This is a genomic window from Candidatus Thioglobus sp. (assembly GCA_028228555.1).
In the GTDB taxonomy this organism is placed as follows: domain Bacteria; phylum Pseudomonadota; class Gammaproteobacteria; order PS1; family Pseudothioglobaceae; genus Thioglobus_A.
In genome coordinates this window covers 96,038-121,096 of record JAOJBP010000001.1, presented here as the reverse complement: position 1 = coordinate 121,096, position 25,059 = coordinate 96,038, and the positions used below count along the sequence as shown (strand labels likewise).

Here is a 25,059-nt window from a genome sequence, read left to right as displayed (position 1 = left end):
GAGGAATGTATGGAACAGTATCAAAAAGACTTTGTAGATTTTATGTTAGAAATTGGCGCACTAAAGTTCGGTGAATTTACGCTTAAGTCAGGCAGGGTTAGTCCTTACTTTTTTAATGCAGGCGCTTTTAATACAGGCGAGCATTTATCAAGATTGGGTAAGTTCTATGCACAAGCCATTCAAGTTAGCAAGCTAGACTTTGATGTCTTATTTGGTCCGGCTTACAAAGGTATTCCATTAGCAACAGCCGCGGCTATGGCATTGAATGATTCATTCGGCATCAATGTACCTTATAGCTTTAATCGTAAAGAGGCAAAAACTCACGGCGAAGGCGGCGATATTGTTGGTCATGCGTTAAAGGGTAATGTATTAATTATTGACGATGTTATTACTGCTGGCACTGCAATCCGTGAAGCGATGGACATTATTGATGCAAATGGTGCTAATGCCAAAGGTGTTATTGTGGCGGTTGATCGCCAAGAAAAGGGCAAAGGTGACAAGTCAGCCATTCAAGAAGTGGAAGAAAATTTTGGCATTACTGTATTGAGTATTATTAACCTAAGCCATTTAATTGATTATCTAAAACAAGGTGACGATAAGGCGCTCATTAAGAGTATTGAAGATTATCGTAATCAATACGGCATTTAGCTATAAGACCCATAATCAATTGTTGTATATTGGAGCCACATAGCTTGTTTGTAAGGATTAAGAGTGATAAATAAAGTTAATGCACAAGAAGTATCTGAAGGTGATGGCGTTGTTGTCAATCGCTTATTTCCAATCTCGGGGCGAATGAATTTCGACCCATTCGTATTATGGGATCACTTTAGTATTGCTGCTGGGCACGGCTTCCCCGATCATCCTCATCGAGGCTTTGAGGCGATTACCTATATGCTAGAAGGCGGTATGCATCATCAAGACAATCTGGGTAATGATTCATTTGTGAACAAAGGCGGTGCTCAGATTTTTTGTGCAGGCAGTGGAATGGTGCATTCAGAAATGCCAGCAGATAAAGGTCAAAGTGTGGGTATTCAGTTGTGGATTAACCTGCCTAAAGATTTAAAAAGTATTGAGCCAAGTTATCAAAAGGTTTTAGAGGAAAGTTTGCCAATTGTAAGCTTTCAAGGCGGCCATTATCGAACTATAGTTGGCGATGAGTCACCAATTAAATTACATACAGTTATTAATTATCGACATTTTAATATTGAAAAAGAGGGTGAATTCCAGCTTAACTTTGGCCAAGAGTCACATGCGATAATTTATGTTATATCGGGTGATTTGACTATTGGTGAACATGAGGTTAATACTGCCCAAGCATTGCTTGTGAACTCTAAGACTGAACGAGATTTATTGGTTCAAGCAAAGACGGGCAGTGAGTTTATGTTTGCTAGTGGCATCCCACATAAGCAGCCAATTTATCAGCATGGACCTTATGTTGATTAAGGTTCCTAGCTTTTAATAGCCTCTTCAGTCATCAGTAAATGATTGGTTTTAGCAAAAGACACGAGTCGCTCAAACGTAAATGCACAAGCGTATTTTAGCTGGTCGTCAAAAACAATGGATTTGACACCATTAACTCTTCGAATTTTTAAATGCCCACTATAGCGCTTCAATTGCTCAGGCTGGGTGCAAACTAATCGTTCAGTCCAATCACTTGGCCTAAATTTTTGGCCATCTTGAGTCATACCAGATATTGTGTATTGAATTGTTTCCATCCGACCTCTCCTAAAAAGACAATGAATTAAATATAGTTTTTTATGACAGTATAAATTATAAAAATCTATTAAAAGATGAAACATATAAGTGTTGTTTCATTATCTGAAAATTAATAAGTAGAAGGTAGTTTCAGGTAGGATAATCAACCACCGTAGATAGGTGGTAAATTTTTATATTTTTTTTGTTTCTATATGAGAATTAATATGGTGGAGGGACAGGGATTTGAACCCTGGAAGGAGATTAATCCTTGCTGGTTTTCAAGACCAGTGCATTCAGCCGCTCTGCCATCCCTCCGAAGTGGGGTATGATACAGCTAATCGAGGTAAAAGTGAATAGAATTTTTATATAATTTAGACTGGAAAGTGAAATAATTTTAAGTATAATTTGTTTCTTTTAGATTTTCGAAAGGTAGAGTCATGGCCAAGATATGTCAAGTAACTGGTAAGCGCCCAATTAGTGGTAATAATGTATCACACGCAAATAACAGAACGCGTCGTCGTTTTTATCCAAATCTTCATACGCATCGTTTTTGGGTGGAAGGTGAAAACCGTTTTGTTAAATTAAAGCTAACCGCTAAAGGTTTGCGAATTATTGATAAAAAAGGCATTGAAGCAGTGCTTAAAGAAATCCGCGCACGTGGCGAAAAGGTTTAGGAGTAAGTTATGAGAGAAAAAATTAAATTAGTATCATCGGCTAAAACAGGCCATTTTTACACAACGACTAAGAACAAGCGTCTTCATCCAGAGAAGGTTGAAGTTAAAAAGTTTGATCCTGTAGTAAGACAACATGTTATATACAAAGAAGCTAAGATTAAGTAACGCTTAACCTTGAGCACAATAAAAAAGCCGCTGCTAGCGGCTTTTTTATTGTCTTATATAAAGTAGGTGACGCATGCCAAAAGGCATGCGAGTAAACTCTATGAATTTAGAATATTTTCCAAAGGCACAGTAGTTGCCTGATCTTCGTATTCACCAATTTGATCAAAGTTTAAGTATTGGTAAATTTGCGCCTCCATCGGCTCGATATCCTTCATTTCAGACAAGTACTCTTGCGCAGTAGGTATATAGCCTAGTTTTGCAGAAATAGCCGCCACTTCGGCAGATGATAGATAGACGTTAGCTTCATCACCTAGACGGTTCGGAAAGTTTCGAGTTGAAGTTGACACAACAGTTGCATTAGTTTTTACACGTGCTTGGTTACCCATGCATAAAGAACAACCAGGCATTTCAGTGTGATCAGTGATTGCTGTAAAAGTGTCATATACGCCTTCTTTTTTAAGTTGCCTCTCATCCATGCGAGTTGGTGGGGCAATCCAAAGTTCAGTATTTAGTTCGGTTTTGTTTTCCAATAGTTGAGCTGCTGCTCTAAAATGGCCGATATTGGTCATACATGAGCCAATAAATACTTCGTCAATCTTGGTATTGGCGACATCAGAAAGTGTTTTAACATCATCAGGGTCATTAGGACATGCCAAGATTGGCTCTTTGATATCACTCATGTTGATTTCGATTACTTCTGCATAATCTGCATCATTATCTGCCTTCATTAGCTCAGGATTAGCCATCCATTTTTCCATAGCTTGGATTCGACGGGCAATAGTTCTCTTGTCGCCATAACCTTGTGCAATCATCCATTTGAGCATAACCACATTGGAGGTTAAATACTCAATGATTGGCTCTTTATCTAAATGAATAGAACAACCTGCAGCTGAGCGTTCAGCTGCAGAGTCAGATAACTCAAACGCCTGCTCAACTTTAAGATTAGGCAAGCCTTCAATTTCTAACACTCTGCCAGAAAAGGCGTTAACTTTCCCTTCTTTAGCGACAGTTAACAAGCCTTTTTCAATAGCTTTTAGTGGAATAGCATTAACCATATCACGCAGTGTAATACCAGGCTGCATTTCACCAGAAAAACGTACGAGTACTGATTCAGGCATATCTAGTGGCATAACACCAGTTGCTGCAGCAAATGCGACTAAGCCTGAACCTGCAGGAAAAGAGATACCAATAGGGAAGCGTGTATGTGAATCGCCACCTGTACCGACTGTATCTGGCAATAACATACGATTTAACCAAGAGTGAATGATGCCGTCACCAGGTCGCAATGAAATGCCACCACGGTTCATAATAAAATCAGGCAAGGTGTGGTGTGTTTCAACATCAACTGGTTTTGGATAAGCCGCTGTATGGCAAAAAGATTGCATAGTTAGATCCGCTGAAAATCCTAAACAAGCTAAGTCTTTTAGCTCATCTCGTGTCATTGGCCCGGTAGTATCTTGAGAACCTACTGTGGTCATTTTAGGTTCACAATATGTACCTGGACGAATACCTTCAACGCCACAAGCCTTACCCACCATTTTTTGTGCCAATGAGTAGCCTTTGCCCGTATCTTGAATTTCGACAGGTAGGCGGAACAATTTAGAAGGCTCAAGCTCTAATGCTTCACGAGCTCGAGCTGTTAGACCTCGACCAATAATTAAAGGGATTCTACCTCCAGCTTGTACTTCATCTAGAATGACAGATGACTTTAATTCAAATGTACTAAGCACTTCATCAGTATTGTGTTTTTTGACCACGCCTTCATAAGGATAGATATCAATGGCATCACCCATTTTCAGCTGGGTAACATCTAGCTCGATTGGCAATGCGCCAGAATCTTGCATGGTGTTAAAAAAGATTGGTGCAATTTTGCCACCCAAGCAAACACCACCATCTTTTTTATTTGGTACATAGGCAATATCATTCCCCATAAACCATAAAACCGAGTTGGTGGCTGACTTACGTGAAGAACCTGTTCCCACAACATCACCTACATAAGCTAAAGGAAGACCCTTTTCTTGAAGTGATTGAATCTGACTAATTGGGCCAGTCTTACCATGCTCTTCTGGACTAATACCATCTCGCGTCATTTTTAACATAGATAACGAATGTAAAGGAATGTCAGGTCTTGACCAGGCATCTGGCGCGGGTGACAAGTCATCGGTATTAGTTTCCCCAGTTACTTTAAAAATAGTAGTTGAGATTTTTTCAGAAACTTTTTCACGGCTTGTAAACCACTCAGCATCTGCCCAAGATTGTAATACTTTCTGCGCTAGTAAATTACCAGCATCTGCTTTTTCTTTAACATCATAAAACGCATCAAACATTAATAATGTATGTGACAAGCCTTCTGCAGCAATTGGTGCTAATATGTCATTGTCGAGTAAATCAACCATAGGTGCGATGTTATAGCCACCAATCATGGTGCCTAATAAAAAAGTGGCTTGCTTCTGGTCGATTGCATTACATTGCTGATCTCCCTTGGCGACGCTTGCTAAAAAACCAGCCTTGACATAAGCAGCTTCATCAACACCAGGCGGCACACGATTAGTAAGTAAATCTAGATAAAATTCATCTTCATCACTCTTGATTAGATGCTGGACTACTGAGGCAACTTGCTCAGCATTTAGTGGCAGAGGCGGAAGATTATCTTGTTGGCGTTCGCTAACATGTTGAAGATAGGCTGATTTCATTGTGATTTTCTCGTCAGTAATAAAGCGTATAATTCTATCATTTTATTGCTGCCAAGTTTTTCATATTATAGTTTTTATCTTTCATATGATGAAATATAAGTCAGCTCCTACCTGATAGGCAACCTTATGAATCTAACACATCTTACCGCAATATCCCCAATTGACGGGCGTTACTTTGATAAAACTAGCGGACTTAGTACTATTTTTAGTGAGTTTGGCTTAATTAAATATCGCGTTCTAATTGAAGTTAAATGGCTGCAAGCCCTATCAAATAATGCTGATATTGTGGAAGTACCCGAATTTAGCCAAGAAGCTACTCAATTTTTAAGCAATATTGCAGCGAATTTTTCATTAGAAGATGCACAAGCCGTTAAGGATATTGAGCGCACGACTAATCATGATGTTAAAGCAGTAGAGTATTTCCTAAAAGATCAAGTCAAAGGCAATACAGAGTTAAATGCAGTAAGTGAATTCTTTCATTTCGCTTGTACATCAGAAGATATTAATAATTTGTCACATGCCTTAATGTTGATTGATGGTCGTCAAGTAATGCTTGAGAAAATGCAAAATATATTATTGTTAATAAGTAAGATGGCTAAAGATAATGCAGCTATTCCAATGCTATCTCGTACCCATGGCCAAACCGCTTCTCCAACAACTGTTGGTAAAGAGATGGCAAACTTCGCTTATCGTTTAAAAAGACAAATTAAACAGTTAGAAAATGTCAAAATTATGGGTAAGTTTAATGGTGCAGTGGGTAACTTTAATGCGCATTTATCGGCTTATCCATTGCTAGATTGGCAAGGTATTACTCAGCAATTTATTGAAGACTTGGGTGTTAATTACGCCATGTACACAGCACAAATTGAAACACACGACTATATGGCAGAGTATTTTCATTCTATTAATCGTTTCAATACAATCTTAATTGATTTTAGTCGTGACATTTGGGGCTACGTATCGCTAGGTTATTTCAAACAAAAGACTATCGAAGGTGAGGTTGGTTCGTCGACCATGCCACATAAGGTTAATCCAATTGATTTTGAAAATGGTGAGGGAAATTTAGGTATTGCTAATGCTTTGAATACACATTTGGCAGATAAACTAGCTATCTCTCGCTGGCAGCGTGATTTATCAGACTCGACAGTGCTTAGAAATTTAGGTGTTAGCTGTGCACATTGTCTAGTAGCTTATGCATCTATTGCTAAAGGCATTGGAAAACTAGAAACCAATGAAGCGCGCTTGCATCAAGATCTTGATTCATCATGGGAAGTTTTAGCAGAGCCTATTCAAACTGTTATGCGCCGTTATGGTATTGAGAACCCCTATGAGAAGCTTAAGGCGCTGACTCGTGGTAATAGCATTGATGCTAAAGTCTTAGCAGAATTTGTCAAAGACTTAGATATGCCAGAGGACGCTAAACGTTCGTTAGCCAAGCTAACTCCGATGAACTATACTGGTGATGCGCAAAAACTAGCAGAAGCACTTGAAAAACTGATATAATTTCGCGTCTTATACATTTTGTGTAAGTTTTAATTAAACAAAGGAGCAAAAAACCCATGGTTAAAATTAGACTAGCCCGCGGTGGAGCCAAGAAAAAACCTTTTTATTCAATCGTAGCGACAGACTCTAGAAAGCGAAGAGACAGTGGTTATATTGAGCGTATTGGATATTTTAATCCAGTTGCGCGTGGACAAGAAGTTAGGCTTAGTATTGAAGAAGATAGATTAGCTTACTGGGCATCGGAAGGCGCGCAAGTTTCTGATCGTGTTAAGCAGCTTGTTAAAGAATTTAAAGATCCTTCAATTCGTGAGAAGCGTGTTGCAGCTCAAACATCTAGAGCGGAAGCAGTTGCAGCTAAATTAGCGGCAGAAGCTAAAGCTAAAGCAGATGAAGAAGCGAAAGCTGAAGCTAAAGCAGCAGCAGAAGCTAAAGCAGCATCAGAGGAAGAAGCGGCTGCTGAGTAAGTAGTGAGCAACAACTCTAACAATAAAAGGCTATTAATCGGGCAGATTAATGGCCTTTTTGGTGTTCAGGGCTGGGTGAAATTATTTTCCTACGCCTATCCTAGAAAGAACATTCTTTCTTATCAGCCTTGGCATATTAAAGTGGATGGCGTTTGGACAACGCTTGATATTGTTAAAGGTCGTGAACAAGGAAAAACTATCGTTGCTCAGCTTAAGGATGTAGTTGACCGAGAAGATTCCAGACGTTATATCGGCGTCGAGCTGTATATTGAAAAATCACAACTACCACAGCTGGCCCAAGGCGAGTACTATTGGGACGAACTAACAGGACTTGAAGTGATTAACAATCAAGGCATTGTTCTAGGAACCATTTCCTATCTGGTTGATACAGGCGCTAATAACGTCATGGTTGTTAACGGTAAAAAAGAGCATTGGGTGCCTTATATTGAGCCTTTCTTGATATCAATTGATATGGATAAGCGTCAGATACTGGTTGATTGGGATGAGGATTTTTAAAGGCATTATCTTAATTTTAAGTATCTAAATTTTCATATAACTTGAGTTAACCAAATTAGCGATAATCTAAGAATATTATTAGTTAATAATATGATAATTACATTATAATAGTAGGTCTATTATTTATTTATAAAAAAGGTTTTATGTCTAATGTAAAAATTATTGCAGCTAGTATTTTTTTAGCTTTTAGTTTTTGGCTTGCACTTGTTGCTCCTACAGCGCCAATTGCATGGATGCTCGGTATTTTATTATTAACCATTTATCTTTTTGCATTTGAAGTGGTTGAGGTAGACGAGGCAGCAATTACCATTATGGTTATTCTAGGCTTGACATCATTACCATTGGTTTATACACTAATGGGTCTTGAGAGTGGCTTGGTTGACAATGAAAGACTGTTTGATGGATTTTCATCTAATGCGGTTATGTCGATTGTTGCAGTGATGATTATTGGTGCAGGACTAGATAAAACTGGCCTAATGACAAAGGTAGCTGCTTTTATTCTTAAAGTGGGCGGACGCTCTGAAACAAGAATTATTCCTATTGTGTCTTCAGCAGTTGGCTTTATTTCGTCATTTATGCAAAACGTTGGTGCAGCTGCTTTATTTATTCCAGTGGTGAGTAGAATTTCTTCACGCTCAGGTGTTCCAATGTCGAGACTTTTGATGCCAATGGGTTTTACAGCTATTCTTGGCGGCACCATGACAATGGTAGGATCAAGTCCGTTAATCTTACTCAATGATCTTATTTTAACAACCAATCAAGGCTTGCCTGTTGAAAATCAGATGGATACTTGGGGTTTGTTCTCAGTAACACCAATCGGAATTGCTTTAGTGGCAACAGGCATTATTTATTTTATTGTTGCTGGTAAGTTTGTACTGCCAACTGTCAAAGAAGACCGATCAGAATCGGTTTCTGCGGTGGAACACTTCCAAGAAGTTTATAAAATTAACTATGATTTATATGAAGTTGGTGTACCAGCTGATAGCAACTTAGTTGGCATGAAGCTTGATGATATTGAAACTATCTCACGTGTGAGAATTGTAGCTATCCAAGATGCTAACAATCATAACTTAGTTGGCTATGATTCGGTTGAGCGCGGCACTGAAATTGAAGCTAACGTGACATTAGGCTTGCTTACTTCCAAGGAAGACCTGGATAGTTTTGTTGAAGGTTTTAAATTGAACCTATCTGATAGGATTGAAAAGTTCTCAGATCTTTTATCAACACAAAATTGTGGCACTGCTGAAGTCGTTATTCCGCCAAATTCTACACTTATTGGAAAAACAGCCCGTGATGTTTGGCTTAGAAAGACTTATGGTTTGGCGATGGTTGCCCTTCATCGTGGTGGAAACACACTAAAAGAAGGCGAAGGCATTCGCGATCTTCCCTTTCAATCGGGTGATACATTAGTAGCATATGTTCGCTGGGAAGATTTAGAGCGACTACAAAACAACACTGATTTTATTGTGGTGACATCAGAATATCCAGTTCAAGAGGAATCTCGTCCTGATAAGGTTAAATGGGCTGGTATTTTCTTTTCAATTGCATTATTCTTAATTTTATTTACAGATATTAAACTTTCTATCGCTTTGATGACAGGTGCACTTGGTATGATCTTGACAAAAGTACTGAAGATTGAAGAAGCTTATAGAGCGGTTTCTTGGAAAACAGTGTTTTTACTAGCTAGTTTGATCCCATTAGGCTTAGCTGTCTCCAAGACAGGCACCGCATTGTGGATTGCTCAAGAAACAGTTAAAGGGGTTGGCGATATGGCACCATGGATTATTCTAGCGTCGATTGCAGTATTAGCAACATTCTTTACCTTGGTCATGTCTAACGTTGGTGCTACAATTCTCTTGGTGCCAATTGCTGTTAATATCGCCATTCAGGTTGGCGCAGATCCTGCAATTTATGCCTTAACAGTAGCGATCGCAACCTCAAACTCATTCTTAATCCCAACACATCAGGTGAATGCTTTGATTATGGGCCCAGGTGGCTATAAAGTTGCAGACTTTATTAAGGCAGGTAGTATTATGACTGTTTTATTCTTAGTGGTAATGATGACAATGATGAATCTTGTATTCTAATTTAATAAAACGCTTTTATAAAATACAAACCTTGAGGCTGGGCTGTTGCACCAGCCTCTTTGCGTTGTTTAGATGCTAATACTACCTCCATCCATTTAACAGGCTTCTCACCTCTGCCTATTTTTAATAGTGTTCCTACGATATTTCTAACCATGTGATGCAAAAAAGCATTGGCCTTAATATCTAGCAAAACTTCGTCATTATTTTTGGTTATATTAATAAATTCAATGGTCTTAATAGGGGATTTTGCTTGACAAAGGCTACCTCTAAAGGCGGAAAAATCATGTTTTCCAAGTAGATATTGTGCAGCTTGATTCATGTCATCAATATTCAGACCTCTTGGCTCCCAGAGTGAATGATGGCCAATAATAGCAGATCGAATTCTGGAGTTGTGAATTTTGTAATTGTAGCGCCTAGCAACTGCGTTAAACCTTGCATGAAAGTCATCATCGACACGTTTTGCCCAGGTAAAGTTAACATCATGAGGAAGATTAACATTGCCACCAAAAATCCAGGCATCGTCTTCGCGATCTGACTGTGTTTCAAAATGAATAACCTGTTCAATAGCATGTACACCAGCATCTGTTCTTCCAGAACAAAAAACCCTAACAGGATGATCAGCAATTTTTGAAAGCGCTTTTTCAACCACTTCTTGTACGGTTCGAATGCCAGATTTTTGCAACTGCCAACCATGGAAATTGGTACCCATGTATTCAACGCCTAATGCTATTCTCATAATTAAGTTTGTGTGTAAAATCGATTTTACTATTTTAACCATTTAATTAGCGACTCGTGAAAAATGAAGCTGTTGGCTTAAAGAGAATTTTTACTGCGTATGAATTTTCAATAAAAGGACTTAAATCCTGTTACCGCTCTGAGACTGCTTTTAGGCAAGAAGTCTGGTTGTCGTTAGTTTTAATTCCTCTGGCTTTAATATTGGGTGAATCCGCAATAGAAAAAGTTTTGTTAATCATGGTTGTTTTTTTTGTATTAATTGTAGAAGTTCTTAATTCAGCCATCGAGTCAGTGGTCGACCGAATTGGGGATGACTATCATGTGTTATCAGGTGACGCCAAAGACATGGGCTCAGATGCAGTATGGCTATCTCTTATATTTCTAGTTATTACGTGGCTAATTATTCTAATTTAGCCAATCAAATCGACTCATCGGTTGAGTGCTTTGCTTTTGATTCAATTGCGAGTACGAATGACTATTTGTCGGCTTTAGCATTTTCTGATACAACTCAAATTTGTATAGCTAGCGAGCAAACTCAAGGAAAAGGTCAGTATGATCGTGTCTGGCTGAGTCAAAAAGATGCAAGTATTTTATTATCTATTCGTTATGTTTTTAGAGCAGATCTGTCCTTAAATGGGCTAAGTTTGGTGATTGGACTTGCAATTGTTAGCGCATTAGAAGAGCTTGGTATTAAGCAGATAAAGCTTAAATGGCCAAATGATGTATTTTTTGATAATAAAAAGTTGGCAGGTATCTTAATCGAGAATACAGTTCAAGGTGAATTTCAATCAGTTGTAATAGGGCTTGGTTTGAATTATGATTTGAATCAAAAGTTTGAGTGTCAATCGCCTTGGATAGATTTAGCAAGCATTATTCCAAAACTACCCGCTATTGAGAATTTAGCAGCTTTACTGATTAATTATATTTTAAAAAATTGCCAATTATTTAAATCTCATGATTTTTCTTATTTTATTCAGTTGTGGGAGCAAGTAGATTATTTAAAAAATACTCATGTAAAGTTGGGCATTAATAATCAAACATTTGCTGGGATAGTGAGAGGTATAAATTCTCAAGGAATGCTTATGGTGGAAGTGAATGGCCAGTTGATCGAAGTATGTAGCTCTAAACAAATCCGACTTATTTAGGGTAAGATATCCAGTAGAAAATAAATAATTTTTATCATGTCATTATGCGCCTCACTGTTACCAATATTTCTAAAAAATATGCCCGACGTAAAGTGGTTTCCGATGTTTCATTTGAAGTTAAATTAGGTGAAATTGTGGGCTTATTAGGCCCTAATGGTGCTGGCAAGACAACGTGTTTTTATATTGCATGTGGACTGGTTCAAGCTGATAAAGGTGAAGTTTTTATTAATAATATTAAAGTTAGTAAAATGCCCATGCATAAGCGCGCCAAACTAGGTCTAGGGTACTTGCCACAAGAGCCATCAATTTTTCGAAAACTTTCAGTTGAGGATAATATTTCAGCTGTATTAGAGTTTAATACAACTCTAAATAAATCGCAAAGAAAATATCGTTTGGATGAATTATTATCTGAGTTTAATATTGAGCATATTCGCCATATCAATGGATTAAGCTTATCAGGTGGAGAAAGACGCCGAGTTGAAATTGCTAGGGCGTTAGCAATGGATCCAAAATTCGTTTTATTGGATGAACCATTTGCAGGTGTAGATCCAATTTCTGTGGGTGATATCCAGCAAATTATTTTTCACTTAAGAGACAAAGGTATTGGTGTGTTAATTACAGATCACAATTATCGTGAGATGCTTGATACTTGCGACCATTCTTATGTTTTACATGCAGGTAGGATTATTGCTAAGGGTGATAAACAAACTATTCTTAATAATGTAGAAGTTAAGAAAGTCTATTTAGGTGAGTCCAATGACACTCATTAGGCCTTTTATTACTCTGGGCGTTGAAAGCTCATGCGATGAAACAGGTATTGGTTTGTATCATAGCGAGAAAGGCCTTATTGGTCACCAACTATTTTCCCAAGTAGAGATTCACAGTGAATATGGTGGAGTTGTTCCTGAGTTGGCATCTCGAGACCATATTCAACGAGCTTTACCATTAATTAAAGCAGTACTTGCTGACGCCCATCTAACGCTAAGGGACATTAGCGGTATAGCGTATACAGCTGGCCCTGGTTTGGCAGGCGCTTTGCTTGTGGGTAGCGCCGTGGCAAAATCATTAGCCTGGAGTCTTAAAATTCCTTCACTTGGCGTGCATCATATGGAGGGGCATTTATTGGCGCCTTTATTAGAAAAAGAAGTGCCTAGTTTTCCTTTTGTGGCTTTATTGGTATCTGGTGGGCATACAATGTTGATCGATGTTAAGGCTATTGGTGAATATGAAATTTTAGGGGAGTCTCTTGACGATGCAGTCGGCGAGGCTTTTGATAAAACAGCCAAGATTTTAGGTCTTGGGTATCCAGGTGGCCCTGCTTTAGCGCAACTTGCCCAACAAGGAAGACCAGATGCCTTTAAATTTCCAAGGCCAATGATTGACCGCCCAGGACTAGACTTCAGCTTTAGTGGCTTAAAGACATTTGCACGCAATACGTTTGCCAAGCATCCTGACCAAAAAGCCGACATTGCTAAAGCTTTTGAAGTGGCGGCAACCTCTACATTAATGATTAAATGCCGTCGCGCCTTGGAGCAAACAAAAAGAACAACTTTGGTGGTAGCAGGCGGTGTAAGTGCCAACCTATCGTTGCGTCAAGAGCTAGATGTAATGGGCTTAAAGCATGGGGCTCAAGTATATTACCCTCGTCAAGAATTTTGCACGGATAACGGTGCTATGATTGCTTTAGCAGGCCACTTTCGTTTAAGCAAAGGACAATCGACTACCAGTGGAGAAATCGCTATCCAACCTAGATGGAGTCTAGAAGATTTGGAGTCAGTATGAGTCAACTGGCCAAAGTTTTTACGCGTGCTTCTACAGGGCTTGATGCGCCAGTAGTTATAATTGAAGTGCATATTTCTGGAGGATTGCCTGGTTTTTCTATTGTGGGCTTGCCAGAAGGCGCCGTTAAAGAAAGTAAAGATCGAGTTCGCTCAGCATTGATTAATTCAAACTTTAAACTACCCAGTGGACGTATTACTGTCAGTTTGGCACCGGCCAATCTTCCTAAGCGAGGTGGGCGTTATGACTTACCAATCGCATTGGGCGTATTATTAGCATCTGGTCAAATTAAACCCAGCGTTGATGTGAGTCAATTTGAATTTTATGGAGAATTGGGACTAGATGGTCTGCTTCACACCACAGAGGGCTTGTTGCCAGCTATTATTGAAGGGCATAATGCAAAGCATAATATTGTTATCCCTGTTGATGATTTTGAACAATGTGCTTTAGTGGAGCAGGCAAAAATATTCCCAGCGAAACATTTATTAAAAGTGTGTGAGTTTTTATCTGGAATCGGTGAACCTGAAAATTGTCAAGTCAATGTTGATCATCAAGTAACTTATACTAAGGATTATTCACAAGTTAAAGGTCAGTATCAGGCAAAGAGAGCATTAGAGGTTGCTGCAAGTGGAGGACATAACATCCTGTTGCGCGGGACTCCAGGCTCTGGAAAAACTATGTTGGCAGAAAGACTCCCTTCGATTATGCCACCTTTGAGCTGTGAAAAAGCCTTACAAAAGGCATCTATTTATTCCGTAGCTGGAAAAATGTTAGACAATACCCAAATGTATATTCGAGCTTTTCGATCTCCTCATCATTCATCCTCAGCAGTATCATTGGTAGGCGGTGGGTCTGCTCCTAAGCCGGGAGAGATTTCTTTGGCACATGAAGGTGTGTTATTTTTAGATGAGCTGCCTGAGTTTCCTCGTCACGTTTTAGAAACCTTAAGACAGCCTTTGGAGAGTGGTGAAGTGCATGTTTCTCGCGCTCAACAACAGGTAACTTTTCCGGCAAATTTTCAATTAATCGCTGCTATGAATCCTTGTCCATGCGGCTATTTTGGAGATGGTACGAGTAAGTGTCATTGCACAGAAGATCAAATTAGTAAATACCATGTCAAGATTTCCGGTCCGTTACTAGATCGTATTGATATGGTTTTAGAGGTTCCACCACTGCCAAAAGAGGTGTTGTTGAGTCAAAAAAACGAACAAATAGAAAGTAGCGAAACCATCAGGGCACGTGTATTAGATTGCTATAATATACAGATAAATAGACAAGGTAAATTAAATGATCGTCTTAGTCCAGATGAGGTTGATAACTTGATTGTTTTGAACAAAGAGAATAGGCAATTGTTAGAGAGTGTGATTGACAAACTACATCTTTCAGCAAGAGCTTATCATAGAATTTTAAAAGTCGCTAGAACCATTGCGGATTTAGATCATGCTCAGGCAGTTGAGCAAAGTCATTTGATTGAAGCAATTGGGTATCGGCGACATAATGGATAGAAAAAAATGGTAATTATTCCCGCAATTGATTTGAAAGATGGGCAATGTGTACGCTTAAGACAAGGGTTGATGGACGATACGACTGTGTTTTCAGACAATCCTGTTGAAATGGCAGCTCAATGGGTTAATCAAGGTGCAAAACGCCTTCACCTAGTAGATTTAAATGGTGCCTTTGAGGGTAAGCCTATTAACGCCACTAGTGTGACCCAAATTACCAAAGAGTTTCCGAATCTACCAGTGCAAATTGGTGGCGGTATTCGTAATATGCAAATTGCAAATACTTATATTGAAGCGGGAATTAGCTATTTAATAATAGGCACTATGGCTGTTACACATCCTGAATTTGTCTCTGAATTGTGTCATGAATTTCCTGGAAAGGTTATTGTAGGTTTAGATGCTAACAATGGTTTAGTAGCAACTGAAGGTTGGGCTAAACAAACAGATTTACATGTGGTTGAGTTGTCAAAAAAATTCGAACAGGACGGTGTTAGCTCTATTGTCTATACTGATATTGCACGTGACGGCATGATGCAAGGTGTTAATGTTGAAGCAACTGCCGACTTAGCTAAGCAAACATCGATTGATATTATTGCCTCTGGCGGTATCACTAATATGACTGATATTAGCAATTTACTAGTAGAAGCGCACCATGGTATTAGTGGCGCTATTACGGGTCGTGCTATTTATGAAGGCACACTAGATTTTGCCAAAGCACAACTTTTGTGTGACCAAAAAAGCTAATGCATATTGAGGTTGCCTATGCGCTAGAAGACAAGCAAACATTGCTTGACTTAGAGGTTGATGCCGATACAACACTTAAACAGGCGATAGAATTGTCAGGCATATTAGAGACTTATCCTCAAATAAATTTAACTCGAAATAAGACTGGTATTTTTGGGAAAATTGTCAAATTGGATACCATCTTACGTGAAAAAGATCGAGTTGAAATATATAGACCATTAATTGCTGATCCTAAAGAGGTGCGAAAAGAACGCGCAGCTCAGGGTAAGAAAATGCGTAGTGGCAAAAAATCCTAATTTTTGGTAAAATAGTCCTTTAATCTAAATAAAAGTAAATGAACGAAGAACAGCCTCCGTCGACACAGTCTTTTTTACAAAGACTAAACAAGAAATTTTTTCACGCACCTCTTGCTTCAAGTGAAGAGCTTGTACAAGCTCTAAAAGAAGCCGAAGAGAGTCATATTATTGATTCCCATAGTCGCAGTATCATCGAAGGCACGATGCAGCTAGAAAATATGGAAGTGCGTGATGTCATGGTCCCAAAATCAAAAATGGTAACCATTGAGCACAATACTGACACCAAAGGGTTGCTTGACATCATGATTAAGTCGGCCCACTCGCGTTTTCCAATTATTGATTCAAAGCGCCATAAAATTCAAGGCGTCATTTTAGCCAAAGACTTGTTAAGCTATTTAGCAGGCGATAAGCTCAGTGAGTTTAACTACAAAGAGTATTTACGTAGTGCGATCTTGGTGCCTGAAAGTAAAACTTTAGGCGCCTTACTGAGAATTTTTCAGCAAAAAAAATCACACATAGCTATTGTGATGGACGAATACGGTGAAATCGCAGGCTTAGTAACATTAGAGGATGTATTGGAGCAAATTGTTGGTGAAATTGAAGATGAGCACGATTTTGAAGAAGATAATATTATCGATTTTGGTGATGGGCGCTTTTTATTAAAAGCCAATACAGCTATTGAAGAATTCGAAGAATTTTTTGATGTTCGACTATCGGCTGAAAATATTGATACAGTTGCCGGAGTTGTTATTGCAGGATTCACGCGTTTGCCTGAGCAAATGGATGAAATTAGATTACAGGGCTTTAAATTTAAAGTTTTAAAGACAGATTCTCGTCGCATTCATTTGCTTGAAGTGGAGCGTTTAACTATTCAAAACAAGGACTGATGGATATTCTGATCAGTGTATTTTTAATGGGTTTGCTAGGTGGCGTACACTGTCTGGGCATGTGCGGTGGTGTGGTTGCTATGCTTACAGCGGGACTTGATCCAGAAATCAAATCAAATCCTAAAAAAGTTGCCCTTTTTCATCTTAACTATAATATTGGTCGAATTCTAAGCTACATCCTAATAGGTCTTATATTTGGTATGTTGGGTGCTATATTGTCGCAAACATTGCAAATGAACCTGTTTGATAAGGCGCTAAGAATTTTCTCAGGCGTGTTGATGATTATGGTTGGCTTGTATATCGCAAACTGGTCATCAGGCATTCAATTTATAGAAAATATAGGTGCTAAATTTTGGGCAATTCTACAGCCATTGTCTAAGCGATTTTTACCTATTAAAGATTTAAAAGGTGCTTTTTTTACAGGTCTGTTATGGGGTGGAATCCCTTGTGGTTTGGTTTATAGCGCCTTAAGTTTTGCTATTATATCTGGCTCAGCTGCACAAGGTGGGCTGATCATGTTGGCCTTTGGTTTAGGTACATTGCCGAGCTTGTTAATAATGGCCAGTTTGTCTAACCAATTAATGAATTTGATTCAAAAGCCGTGGGTAAGAAAAACTTCAGGGGTGATGATTATTGGCCTGGGTATCTCTGCTTTATGGATGCCGATTAGCACTATGATCACTGCAAATCTACATGGACATAATAATTTTAGCGAACATATAATGAAATCGGATGAATTAAAAAATCATATTAATAACTCTATGCCTAATACACATAATCCCAAAAATATAAATATATTCAAAAAACCAACTGATTTAGACTACCTGACCTAGCCCATGATATCATTAGAGCAAACAGCACAACAAGTCATTCAAGCGCTCAAGCGCCACAAGGTGAGTGGCTATGAAATTTCTTTAAGCGCAAGTTCAGGAGTTTCTACTGCGGTGCGTTTAGGTAAAGTTGAAACCTTAGAGTATCATCTTGATAAATCACTTGATATTAATGTTTATCTGGGCCAAGCTAAAGGCCATACTTCAAGTGTTGATCTAAGTGAAGGCGGTATTCTAAAAGCTGTTGAATCTGCTTGTCTTATTGCAAAATATACTCAGAATGATCCATTCAGTGGTTTAGCGCCAAAAGAGTTAATGGCTTTTGATGTGCCTGATCTTGACATGTACCATCCTTGGGAATTAGACCCGAGTCATAGCATTGATTTAGCGACTCGTTGCGAAGCGCAAGCACTAGAACACGGTGCTATTGATAATTCTGATGGTGCCGAGGTGTCTAGTTATCAAGGTGAGGGCTTGTATGCCAATTCTAACGGCATGATGAGCGTTCAAAAAGGCGCCAGACATTCACTTAATTGTAGCGTTATTGCCAAACAAGATAAAGATATGCAGACGGCTTATGAGTATACAGTAGCTTTGGATGCACAAGATTTACAAGCGCCAGAATGGGTGGGAGATCGTGTTGCAAAGCTTGCTATTAGTAAGTTAGGTGCTAGATCTTTAGCATCGCAAAAATGTCCAGTAATATTTTCCCCAAGGGTTTCAAGTGGACTTTTTTCAAAGTTAATTGGCGCATTAAGCGGCGCGAGCCAGTATAAAAAAGCTACTTTTTTATTAGACAGTATTGATAAGTTAATTTTGCCTGAAAGTATTTCTATCCTAGAAAAACCATTTTCTAAAAAAACGATTGGCGCCAAAGCTTTTGATCGTGATGGCGTCTTAAAGCGTCAGCAATACTTTGTTGAAAATGGCCAAGTTAAAAGCTATGTGCTTAGTCAATATTCAGCTAATCAGCTAGGTTTAAAAACAACGGCCAACTCTGGCGGTGTTAATAATTTAATTATTGAACATCAGTTTACTGGCGACTTAGATGACATGATCAAACTCATGAATAAAGGTTTAGTGGTAACAGAGCTGATGGGTCAAGGCGTGAATGGAACGACGGGTGACTATTCTCGCGGAGCAACAGGTTTTTGGGTTGAAAATGGTGAAATACAATATCCAGTATCCGGCATCACTATTGCGGGAAATCTGAAAGACATGTTGCTGGGTATTGAGCACGTGGGCACAGATGTGGATTATCGAGGTAATATCAAAGTTGGGTCTGTATTGATTAATCAAATGACAATAGCTGGGGATACTGAGTGACATACGACATTATTATTGTTGGTGGCGGTATGGCAGGCCAGGCCTTTGCTTTATCGATGGCTAAAACTGATTATAAAATTGCCATCATTGAGCCCAATAACCCAAACCCAACACTAAATAAAGAATTTCATTCGCGTGTAAGCGCAATCACTCCAAGCTCTGAGCAATTGTTAAAAGACATCAATGCTTGGGATTTCATTAAACGTAAACATGCATTTTCTCATACCCAAGTATGGGACCAAAACTCACATGGAGCGTTAGATTTTCACGCTCATGATGAAAACATACCTCATTTAGGTTATATTATTGAGAATGATGCCATTCAGTCTGCATTGTTTGGAGCATTGGAAAAAACCGATATTGAATTTATTGGTACCAAGCTAGAGAGTATAGAAAAAACGACAGCAGGCTATCAGCTTCAGTTAAATAATAAGCAATCCCTAAACTGTCAGTTGCTTATTGGAGCAGATGGCGCTCGATCTAACATTCGCAATTTGGCCAATATTAGTTTTAGTGAAAATAATTATCAGCAAAAAGCCATTATTTGCAATGTTAAATCAACGCAAAGTTTTAATAATACAACTTGGCAGCGATTCTTATCAGATAGTATCGTAGCACTCTTGCCATTAGGCGAAAACCAAGCTTCTATAGTTTGGTCAGCAGACAATGATTTAGCTGACGAATTAATGGCCCTAGATAAGCCAGCATTTGCCAAGCGATTATCAGCGGCAGTGGAATATCGTTTTGGAGAGTTTGAAGTGCTTAGCGATATTCAGTCTTTCCCATTGATTGAGCGAAGTGCTAACGAGTATGTAAAAGAAAGCTTGGCACTCATTGGTGATGCAGCGCATAATATCCATCCACTCGCTGGACAAGGTATTAATCTTGGTTTTTCAGATGTTAGAGAATTATCAAAACAATTAGAAGGTAATAATAAGAATTTAGGCAATTATTTAACATTAAGAAAGTACGCCAGAGCGCGCAGATTAGATAATGAGCTTATGGCAAAAACCATGACAGGGCTAAACTGGATCTACAAAGAAAACAACGAGCCATTAAGATGGCTACGAGGCTTTGGTATGAATATTATTAATGAAAACCCTATGCTTAAATCATTCTTACAAAAACACGCACTGGGTAATTCTTAGAGAATTTGACTAGGAGTGATGATGGTGTCCAGTGGCACATCCCAATCTTGTACATCTAACTTTTCTACTTGCTGGCAATCAAAAGCTAAGCCGATAAGCATGGGTTTTTTAACCATTTTTTGTTGCTTTTTAAAGAATAGCGTGCGATCATAATATCCACCACCCATACCAATACGATTTTTATTTTTATCAAAACCCACTAATGGCATAAATAAGATATCAAGCTGCTCCGCACTAATAATTTCAGTAGAAATTGGCTCCAGGATGCCATATTGATTATTTCTGAAATTTTCACCAATCTTTGCAAAGTTAAGACTTTTACCGTCTAATACCGGCAAATAAGTGCTAATTTCTTGATTTTTAAGGAATTCTTGTAGGTATTTAGTGTCAATTTCGCCATTATTAGGTAAATAAATGGCAATTTTTTGACCATTCGTAAAATTTGCGATATTTTGAGCTTGAGATAATAATTGTTTGGCAAATTTGAGGCGATCGGATGAATTGATGTTGAGTCTTTTTTGTCGAAGAAGTTGGCGAAGTGCTTTCATATTTGCATTATAGCCGAAGAAGTTAAAATCTATTGTGTCGTGAGACCTAAACCTGAACCAGTAAGGTTCAAGGCGGAAATTCGAAGATTACCGCAGGCTTCCCACTTCAAGGCGGGCTTGCACAATAGTAATCTATCTCATATCCTTAGTTATTAATTTATCGGCTCAGGGGAATAAGGCCAACCACGAACACAATAGACACTTATTATTATCACCTGTTGCGTTTCATATATCAAACTTTTTTGTACAAATAAAGCCGTATACTCGGCGTTAACAGGTGTAATATTAATCAGTTGAGTCTTAATTAAAAAGTAGATGCCGCTCATGACGCAAAATTTTTAACAAGGTTCAAATTTAGATTTTATCAAACAACATTTACTGTTGTGATTACTGCCAATATCATAACGATTTACTCTAGGGAGATCCTATGACCATTACTTCCGCTATTTTTTTGTTGTTCCTAATCATGGATCCTTTTGCTAACGTTCCTATTTTTCTAGCTCTGCTAAAAAATATTCCAGCCCAAAGACGTCGAATTATTATTATTCGAGAGTTGTTAATAGCTTTGTTTGTTTTGTTGCTATTTATGTTTTCAGGTCAATATATTTTACAATTATTACAGATATCTGAATCTTCATTAGGTGTCGCAGGCGGTGTGGTATTGTTTTTAATCTCTTTAAAAATGATTTTTTCTGGCTCTGAAGATATTTTTACCAATACGCCTAAGGGTGAGCCTTTAGTGGTGCCATTAGCCATACCATTAATTGCAGGTCCTTCAGCTATTGCAGCGGTGATATTAATTATGGCAAACGATCCTAATCGATGGGTAGATTGGGGAATTGCATTAGTAGTGGCTTGGAGTTTGGTGGGGTTAATTTTGATTTTTTCTGAAAAATTTAGCCGTCATATTAGTCATAAAGCTTTCGCAGCTATTGAGCGATTAATGGGAATTTTGCTCACTATTATTGCTGTTGATATGATTCTTGACGGTATTAAAAAAGCTTTTGGGATTTAGTGAGCGTACCTTTAACGTCGGTTTAGTGTGTAAAATTCAATCCATATTTATTTTGGTATTATCATTGTGAGCACATCCGACTTTTCTTCATTAAAACTACATCCTGGTCTATTAAAAAACTTAGGTAGCTTGGGCTATGAGTCTATGACACCTATTCAAGCATTAAGCTTGCCAGCGATCCTTGATGGTAAAGATGTGATTGGCCAAGGTAAGACTGGATCTGGAAAAACAGCTGCTTTTGGTTTGGGCTTACTACATAAGCTTAATGTTAAATCTTACAAGGTCCAATCGATTGTTTTATGCCCGACTCGAGAGTTAGCTGACCAAGTCTCTGTAGAAATTCGTAACCTAGCTAGGGCTATTCATAATATCAAAATTTTAACACTCTGTGGCGGTGCACCGTTTGGGCCTCAGATTGCCTCCCTAGAGCATGGAGCGCATATTGTTGTCGGCACCCCAGGTCGTATTGAGGAGCACTTACGTAAGAAAACTTTAAAGCTAGACCATGTTGAGATGTTGGTACTTGATGAAGCAGATCGCATGCTGGATATGGGGTTTCAAGATGCGATTGATGATATTGTAGAAAAAATTCCTGATAATCGTCAAACATTGCTATTCAGTGCTACTTACCCGCAAGAAATTGAAGATATTGCCATGCGAGTTATGAATAATCCTGTTGTCGTCAACGCACCTTCGACTGATGAAGAATCAACGATTAAGCAATATTTTTATCAAATCAACACTGATGATGAGCGCATGAATGCTTTGCGTATATTGTTGGCCAAGCATAAGTCAGAATCAACGCTGGTTTTTTGTAATACCAAATTAGACACTCAAGATGTGGCGGACGAACTTGTACATTATGGGTTTTATGCGCTAGCCATTCATGGTGATTTGGAGCAACGAGAACGCGATCAGGCGTTAATTCGATTTTCTAATAAAAGTGTTTCTGTTTTAGTGGCGACTGATGTTGCAGCGCGTGGATTAGATATTGATGCGCTTGATTTGGTCGTGAACTTTAATGTCGCACACGATCCTGAAGTACATGTTCATAGAATTGGTCGAACGGGTAGAGCGGGTCGAAGTGGTATTGCGGCAACCTTTTTTAATGATAGAGAAACAAGAAAGTTGGATGCATTAGAGATTGATGTAACTGCTGATGAACTACCAAGTGATTCATATCTTGATAAGCCCATTAAAAGACCAGAAATGACAACACTTAAAATTGATGGCGGAAAAAAGCAAAAGCTTCGTCCTGGTGATATTGTCGGTGGTCTAACGGGTAAAGATGGCATTCCAGGTACTGCCATTGGAAAAATTACAGTTTCCAGTAATTGGTCTTACGTAGCTGTGGAGTCTGGCCTGGTCAAAGCTGCGCTTTTGAAGATTCAAAATGATAAATTAAAAGGTAAAACTTTTAGGGTTAGGATTTTGTCTTAAAACTTACTCTTTAGTATCAGTAATATTTAAAATTTCCCAAGTTTCGGAGTCGTACTCAACTTCATAACCAACCAGTGCTTTCTCAACCTGATCTCTAAGGACTACTGGGAGCTCCCACACACGCGTACAGCCACGATAGCCATTGATCTCATGATATGTATTATCTGAGATAGTAATATATCGACTAAGACCCATTTGAGCAAAACTACCCATGACATCCTCGATAAATTCAGGCTTTTTTAATGGGTAATAATTAATACTTTCATACATCTTAACTTCAGCGACAGCGGCTAATAGATTAGCCCTAACGCCATCTGCATCATGAAGGTCTTGAACCAGTTCAGTCACTAAATCATTTTCTTTATCGATGGTGATCGAATGGATCATTGGGAAAACATTCATTGTTTGTGTTGCCATAATCTATTTTTTTGTTATTGTTTGTTTATTTTAGTCGATTGCTCAGACCTATAAAACAAATTAACCCTTTAGCAAAGTTATACAATTCGACAGCCTCTTTATTATTCTAATAAAAAGCATGTATTCAAAATTTGGTCAAAAATTTACCTGTTATTCGGGTATAGCGCAGTTGATGGATGATCCGGGCAAGGCTAACCATAGTCGTGAAAAACAATTAATCCCGCTGACAAATACTATTATCAAGCCTTACTATCAAGCCAAAGTCGATATTGCCGTACAGTTATTCAATGAAATATTTGGCAATAGCAACGCCAAATTGCACAAACTCGAAGGCGCTTTTTTTATGTGGATATGGTTTCCAACCTTAAAAATATCCTCAGAAGAATTGTATCAAAACCTCAAAGCCAAAGGTGTTTACATTATCCCTGGACGCAACTTTTTAAAAATTCTATAATAATTTTTTATTTATTATATATAATATTACACTTTTTTTAAAACATAAAATATTAATATGGATTTGAATACTTCTATTGTTAAAGTTGTTTCAACATCAGTGCTGTTGTTAAGTTTGAATACTCATTCAGAGTCAATTACACCCGATAATATAGCTGAAAAAACTAAAAACTATGTTACTAATACATTTAACAAGGCAAAAGATCAAGCTGTTAATGATTTAGAAAAAGACATTGTTAGGCAGACAGACTTTACTCACCTTGAGATTTCAGTTGGTCAAGACATATTTGATTTAGGTGGTTCAACTACTAAAAATAAAATAGAGGCAGTTGGTGTGTATCGTCTTCATGAAAATGACAATACATTTATATTCAATCAAACTTCTTTAGTTGACTATAACGATAGAAGAACAATTAACCTTGGTCTTGGTGCGAGAGAAATTAACGATGATGAAACCGTTATATATGGTGGAAACATATTTTATGATTATGAATTAGATTCAAATCACGACAGAGTAGGTCTTGGTCTTGAATATATTACTTCAGTTGGTGAAGTGCGTTTTAATAAATACAAGGCACTTAGTAAACTTAAAAATTATAAGACCATTGATGAAACTGCATTAGATGGACATGATTTTGATATAAGATACAACCTGCCATACCTATACTCTTCATCTGTCTTTTATAACAAGGGCAAATGGGAAGATGGTGTTGGATATGAAGTTAAAACCAAGCAATGGGGTCTGAAGGCAGAGCCTATTCCTAATTTACACTTATCAGTGGCTTTACAAAAGCAAAACAGTAATACAGACAAAACTGTTTCATCTTTAAGTTATGTAATTCCTATTGGCAAGCAACAAGTAAATAAAACAATGCAAGACGGTGAGTTTACAACCAAATTACAAAATATCAGAAAAGCGATATACAAGCCAGTTAAGCGTGAAAATCGTATTATGAAAAAATCAGTTAAATTAGGAGTGACAGCAAGTGGATACTAA

General features: G+C 38.2%; 28 protein-coding genes, 1 tRNA gene and 1 other RNA gene. 23 read left to right on the top strand and 7 right to left on the bottom strand.

What is annotated here, in order from left to right:
- Nucleotides 1-9 precede the first annotated feature (9 nt).
- A complete protein-coding gene (pyrE, locus tag N9Y32_00675) occupies nt 10-648 on the top strand; it encodes an orotate phosphoribosyltransferase (GenBank protein ID MDB2589533.1) in 639 nt (212 codons plus the stop codon).
- Nucleotides 649-711: 63 nt separating this feature from the next.
- The gene (locus N9Y32_00670) at nt 712-1,443 is read left to right on the top strand and encodes a pirin family protein (GenBank protein MDB2589532.1); all 732 of its coding nucleotides are present in this window, start codon (nt 712-714) and stop codon (nt 1,441-1,443) included.
- Nucleotides 1,444-1,448: 5 nt separating this feature from the next.
- On the opposite strand, the gene N9Y32_00665 is transcribed toward N9Y32_00670, so the two are convergent.
- Together N9Y32_00665 and N9Y32_00660 are read right to left on the bottom strand one after the other, a co-directional pair.
- On the bottom strand, nt 1,449-1,715 hold the full coding sequence (locus N9Y32_00665) for a DUF3579 domain-containing protein (protein MDB2589531.1): 267 nt from the start codon (nt 1,713-1,715) through the stop codon (nt 1,449-1,451).
- A 205-nt stretch (nt 1,716-1,920) separates the two neighbouring features.
- Nucleotides 1,921-2,010 (bottom strand) — tRNA-Ser (locus N9Y32_00660).
- 122 nt (nt 2,011-2,132) lie between these two features.
- Between N9Y32_00660 and rpmB the strand changes: the two genes are divergently transcribed.
- Nucleotides 2,133-2,369 carry a 50S ribosomal protein L28 gene (gene rpmB / locus N9Y32_00655; GenBank protein MDB2589530.1) on the top strand — a complete coding sequence of 79 codons (237 nt, stop codon included), beginning with the start codon at nt 2,133-2,135 and terminating at the stop codon, nt 2,367-2,369.
- Between the two features lie 9 nt (nt 2,370-2,378).
- Nucleotides 2,379-2,534: a 50S ribosomal protein L33 gene (gene rpmG / locus N9Y32_00650; protein ID MDB2589529.1), complete on the top strand. Its 156-nt coding sequence runs from the start codon at nt 2,379-2,381 to the stop codon at nt 2,532-2,534.
- A 98-nt stretch (nt 2,535-2,632) separates the two neighbouring features.
- Here rpmG and acnB read toward each other — a convergent pair whose 3' ends face one another.
- Nucleotides 2,633-5,227, bottom strand: coding sequence for a bifunctional aconitate hydratase 2/2-methylisocitrate dehydratase (gene acnB, locus N9Y32_00645; GenBank protein MDB2589528.1), 2,595 nt, complete (start codon nt 5,225-5,227; stop codon nt 2,633-2,635).
- Between the two features lie 126 nt (nt 5,228-5,353).
- On the opposite strand from acnB, the gene purB reads away from it, so the two are divergent.
- From purB to N9Y32_00625, 4 genes are all read left to right on the top strand, one after another.
- The gene (gene purB / locus N9Y32_00640; GenBank protein MDB2589527.1) at nt 5,354-6,730 is read left to right on the top strand and encodes an adenylosuccinate lyase; all 1,377 of its coding nucleotides are present in this window, start codon (nt 5,354-5,356) and stop codon (nt 6,728-6,730) included.
- 56 nt (nt 6,731-6,786) lie between these two features.
- A complete protein-coding gene (gene rpsP / locus N9Y32_00635; GenBank protein ID MDB2589526.1) occupies nt 6,787-7,194 on the top strand; it encodes a 30S ribosomal protein S16 in 408 nt (135 codons plus the stop codon).
- 3 nt (nt 7,195-7,197) lie between these two features.
- Nucleotides 7,198-7,710: a ribosome maturation factor RimM gene (rimM, locus tag N9Y32_00630; protein MDB2589525.1), complete on the top strand. Its 513-nt coding sequence runs from the start codon at nt 7,198-7,200 to the stop codon at nt 7,708-7,710.
- A gap of 143 nt (nt 7,711-7,853) precedes the next feature.
- Nucleotides 7,854-9,797, top strand: coding sequence for an SLC13 family permease (locus N9Y32_00625; protein MDB2589524.1), 1,944 nt, complete (start codon nt 7,854-7,856; stop codon nt 9,795-9,797).
- A gap of 1 nt (nt 9,798) precedes the next feature.
- Here the strand turns inward: N9Y32_00625 and truA are convergent, their stop codons facing one another.
- Nucleotides 9,799-10,533, bottom strand: a complete 735-nt coding sequence (truA, locus tag N9Y32_00620; GenBank protein ID MDB2589523.1) for a tRNA pseudouridine(38-40) synthase TruA — start codon at nt 10,531-10,533, stop codon at nt 9,799-9,801.
- Between the two features lie 56 nt (nt 10,534-10,589).
- Here truA and N9Y32_00615 point away from each other — a divergent pair, with 56 nt between their 5' ends.
- The 11 genes from N9Y32_00615 to N9Y32_00565 are packed head-to-tail and all read left to right on the top strand — an operon-like array spanning nt 10,590 to nt 20,189.
- The gene (locus tag N9Y32_00615; protein ID MDB2589522.1) at nt 10,590-10,946 is read left to right on the top strand and encodes a diacylglycerol kinase; all 357 of its coding nucleotides are present in this window, start codon (nt 10,590-10,592) and stop codon (nt 10,944-10,946) included.
- Nucleotides 10,895-11,677: a biotin--[acetyl-CoA-carboxylase] ligase gene (locus N9Y32_00610; protein MDB2589521.1), complete on the top strand. Its 783-nt coding sequence runs from the start codon at nt 10,895-10,897 to the stop codon at nt 11,675-11,677. The genes N9Y32_00615 and N9Y32_00610 overlap by 52 nt, the downstream gene beginning before the upstream one ends.
- 44 nt (nt 11,678-11,721) lie before the next feature.
- Nucleotides 11,722-12,447 (top strand): LPS export ABC transporter ATP-binding protein, encoded by a 726-nt coding sequence (gene lptB / locus N9Y32_00605; protein MDB2589520.1) that lies wholly within the window; start codon nt 11,722-11,724, stop codon nt 12,445-12,447.
- Nucleotides 12,434-13,459, top strand: a complete 1,026-nt coding sequence (gene tsaD / locus N9Y32_00600) for a tRNA (adenosine(37)-N6)-threonylcarbamoyltransferase complex transferase subunit TsaD (GenBank protein MDB2589519.1) — start codon at nt 12,434-12,436, stop codon at nt 13,457-13,459. Before lptB ends, tsaD begins: the two co-directional genes overlap by 14 nt.
- Entirely contained in the window at nt 13,456-14,961 is a 1,506-nt protein-coding gene (locus N9Y32_00595) for a YifB family Mg chelatase-like AAA ATPase (protein ID MDB2589518.1), read from the top strand. Before tsaD ends, N9Y32_00595 begins: the two co-directional genes overlap by 4 nt.
- 6 nt (nt 14,962-14,967) lie before the next feature.
- Nucleotides 14,968-15,702 (top strand): 1-(5-phosphoribosyl)-5-[(5-phosphoribosylamino)methylideneamino]imidazole-4-carboxamide isomerase, encoded by a 735-nt coding sequence (hisA, locus tag N9Y32_00590; protein MDB2589517.1) that lies wholly within the window; start codon nt 14,968-14,970, stop codon nt 15,700-15,702.
- Entirely contained in the window at nt 15,702-15,998 is a 297-nt protein-coding gene (locus N9Y32_00585; protein MDB2589516.1) for an RnfH family protein, read from the top strand. The genes hisA and N9Y32_00585 overlap by 1 nt, the downstream gene beginning before the upstream one ends.
- A gap of 38 nt (nt 15,999-16,036) precedes the next feature.
- Nucleotides 16,037-16,885 carry a CBS domain-containing protein gene (locus N9Y32_00580; GenBank protein ID MDB2589515.1) on the top strand — a complete coding sequence of 283 codons (849 nt, stop codon included), beginning with the start codon at nt 16,037-16,039 and terminating at the stop codon, nt 16,883-16,885.
- Nucleotides 16,885-17,718, top strand: coding sequence for a sulfite exporter TauE/SafE family protein (locus N9Y32_00575; GenBank protein MDB2589514.1), 834 nt, complete (start codon nt 16,885-16,887; stop codon nt 17,716-17,718). The genes N9Y32_00580 and N9Y32_00575 overlap by 1 nt, the downstream gene beginning before the upstream one ends.
- A 3-nt stretch (nt 17,719-17,721) precedes the next feature.
- Nucleotides 17,722-19,041 carry a metalloprotease PmbA gene (gene pmbA, locus N9Y32_00570; protein MDB2589513.1) on the top strand — a complete coding sequence of 440 codons (1,320 nt, stop codon included), beginning with the start codon at nt 17,722-17,724 and terminating at the stop codon, nt 19,039-19,041.
- On the top strand, nt 19,038-20,189 hold the full coding sequence (locus tag N9Y32_00565) for a UbiH/UbiF/VisC/COQ6 family ubiquinone biosynthesis hydroxylase (GenBank protein ID MDB2589512.1): 1,152 nt from the start codon (nt 19,038-19,040) through the stop codon (nt 20,187-20,189). The genes pmbA and N9Y32_00565 overlap by 4 nt, the downstream gene beginning before the upstream one ends.
- Here the strand turns inward: N9Y32_00565 and N9Y32_00560 are convergent.
- Both N9Y32_00560 and ssrS read right to left on the bottom strand, forming a co-directional pair.
- Nucleotides 20,186-20,737, bottom strand: a complete 552-nt coding sequence (locus N9Y32_00560; GenBank protein ID MDB2589511.1) for a 5-formyltetrahydrofolate cyclo-ligase — start codon at nt 20,735-20,737, stop codon at nt 20,186-20,188. The two genes, N9Y32_00565 and N9Y32_00560, sit on opposite strands and share 4 nt — an antisense overlap.
- Nucleotides 20,738-20,759: 22 nt before the next feature.
- Nucleotides 20,760-20,941: non-coding RNA, 6S RNA (ssrS, locus tag N9Y32_00555), on the bottom strand.
- A 223-nt stretch (nt 20,942-21,164) separates the two neighbouring features.
- Between ssrS and N9Y32_00550 the strand changes: the two genes are divergently transcribed.
- Entirely contained in the window at nt 21,165-21,752 is a 588-nt protein-coding gene (locus tag N9Y32_00550) for a MarC family protein (GenBank protein MDB2589510.1), read from the top strand.
- Between the two features lie 66 nt (nt 21,753-21,818).
- Complete coding sequence (dbpA, locus tag N9Y32_00545; GenBank protein MDB2589509.1) at nt 21,819-23,192, top strand: ATP-dependent RNA helicase DbpA; 1,374 nt, start codon at nt 21,819-21,821, stop codon at nt 23,190-23,192.
- A 3-nt stretch (nt 23,193-23,195) separates the two neighbouring features.
- Here the strand turns inward: dbpA and N9Y32_00540 are convergent, their stop codons facing one another.
- On the bottom strand, nt 23,196-23,609 hold the full coding sequence (locus N9Y32_00540) for a hypothetical protein (GenBank protein MDB2589508.1): 414 nt from the start codon (nt 23,607-23,609) through the stop codon (nt 23,196-23,198).
- A gap of 118 nt (nt 23,610-23,727) precedes the next feature.
- On the opposite strand from N9Y32_00540, the gene N9Y32_00535 reads away from it, so the two are divergent.
- Complete coding sequence (locus N9Y32_00535; GenBank protein MDB2589507.1) at nt 23,728-24,063, top strand: hypothetical protein; 336 nt, start codon at nt 23,728-23,730, stop codon at nt 24,061-24,063.
- Between the two features lie 57 nt (nt 24,064-24,120).
- A complete protein-coding gene (locus N9Y32_00530; protein ID MDB2589506.1) occupies nt 24,121-25,059 on the top strand; it encodes an inverse autotransporter beta domain-containing protein in 939 nt (312 codons plus the stop codon).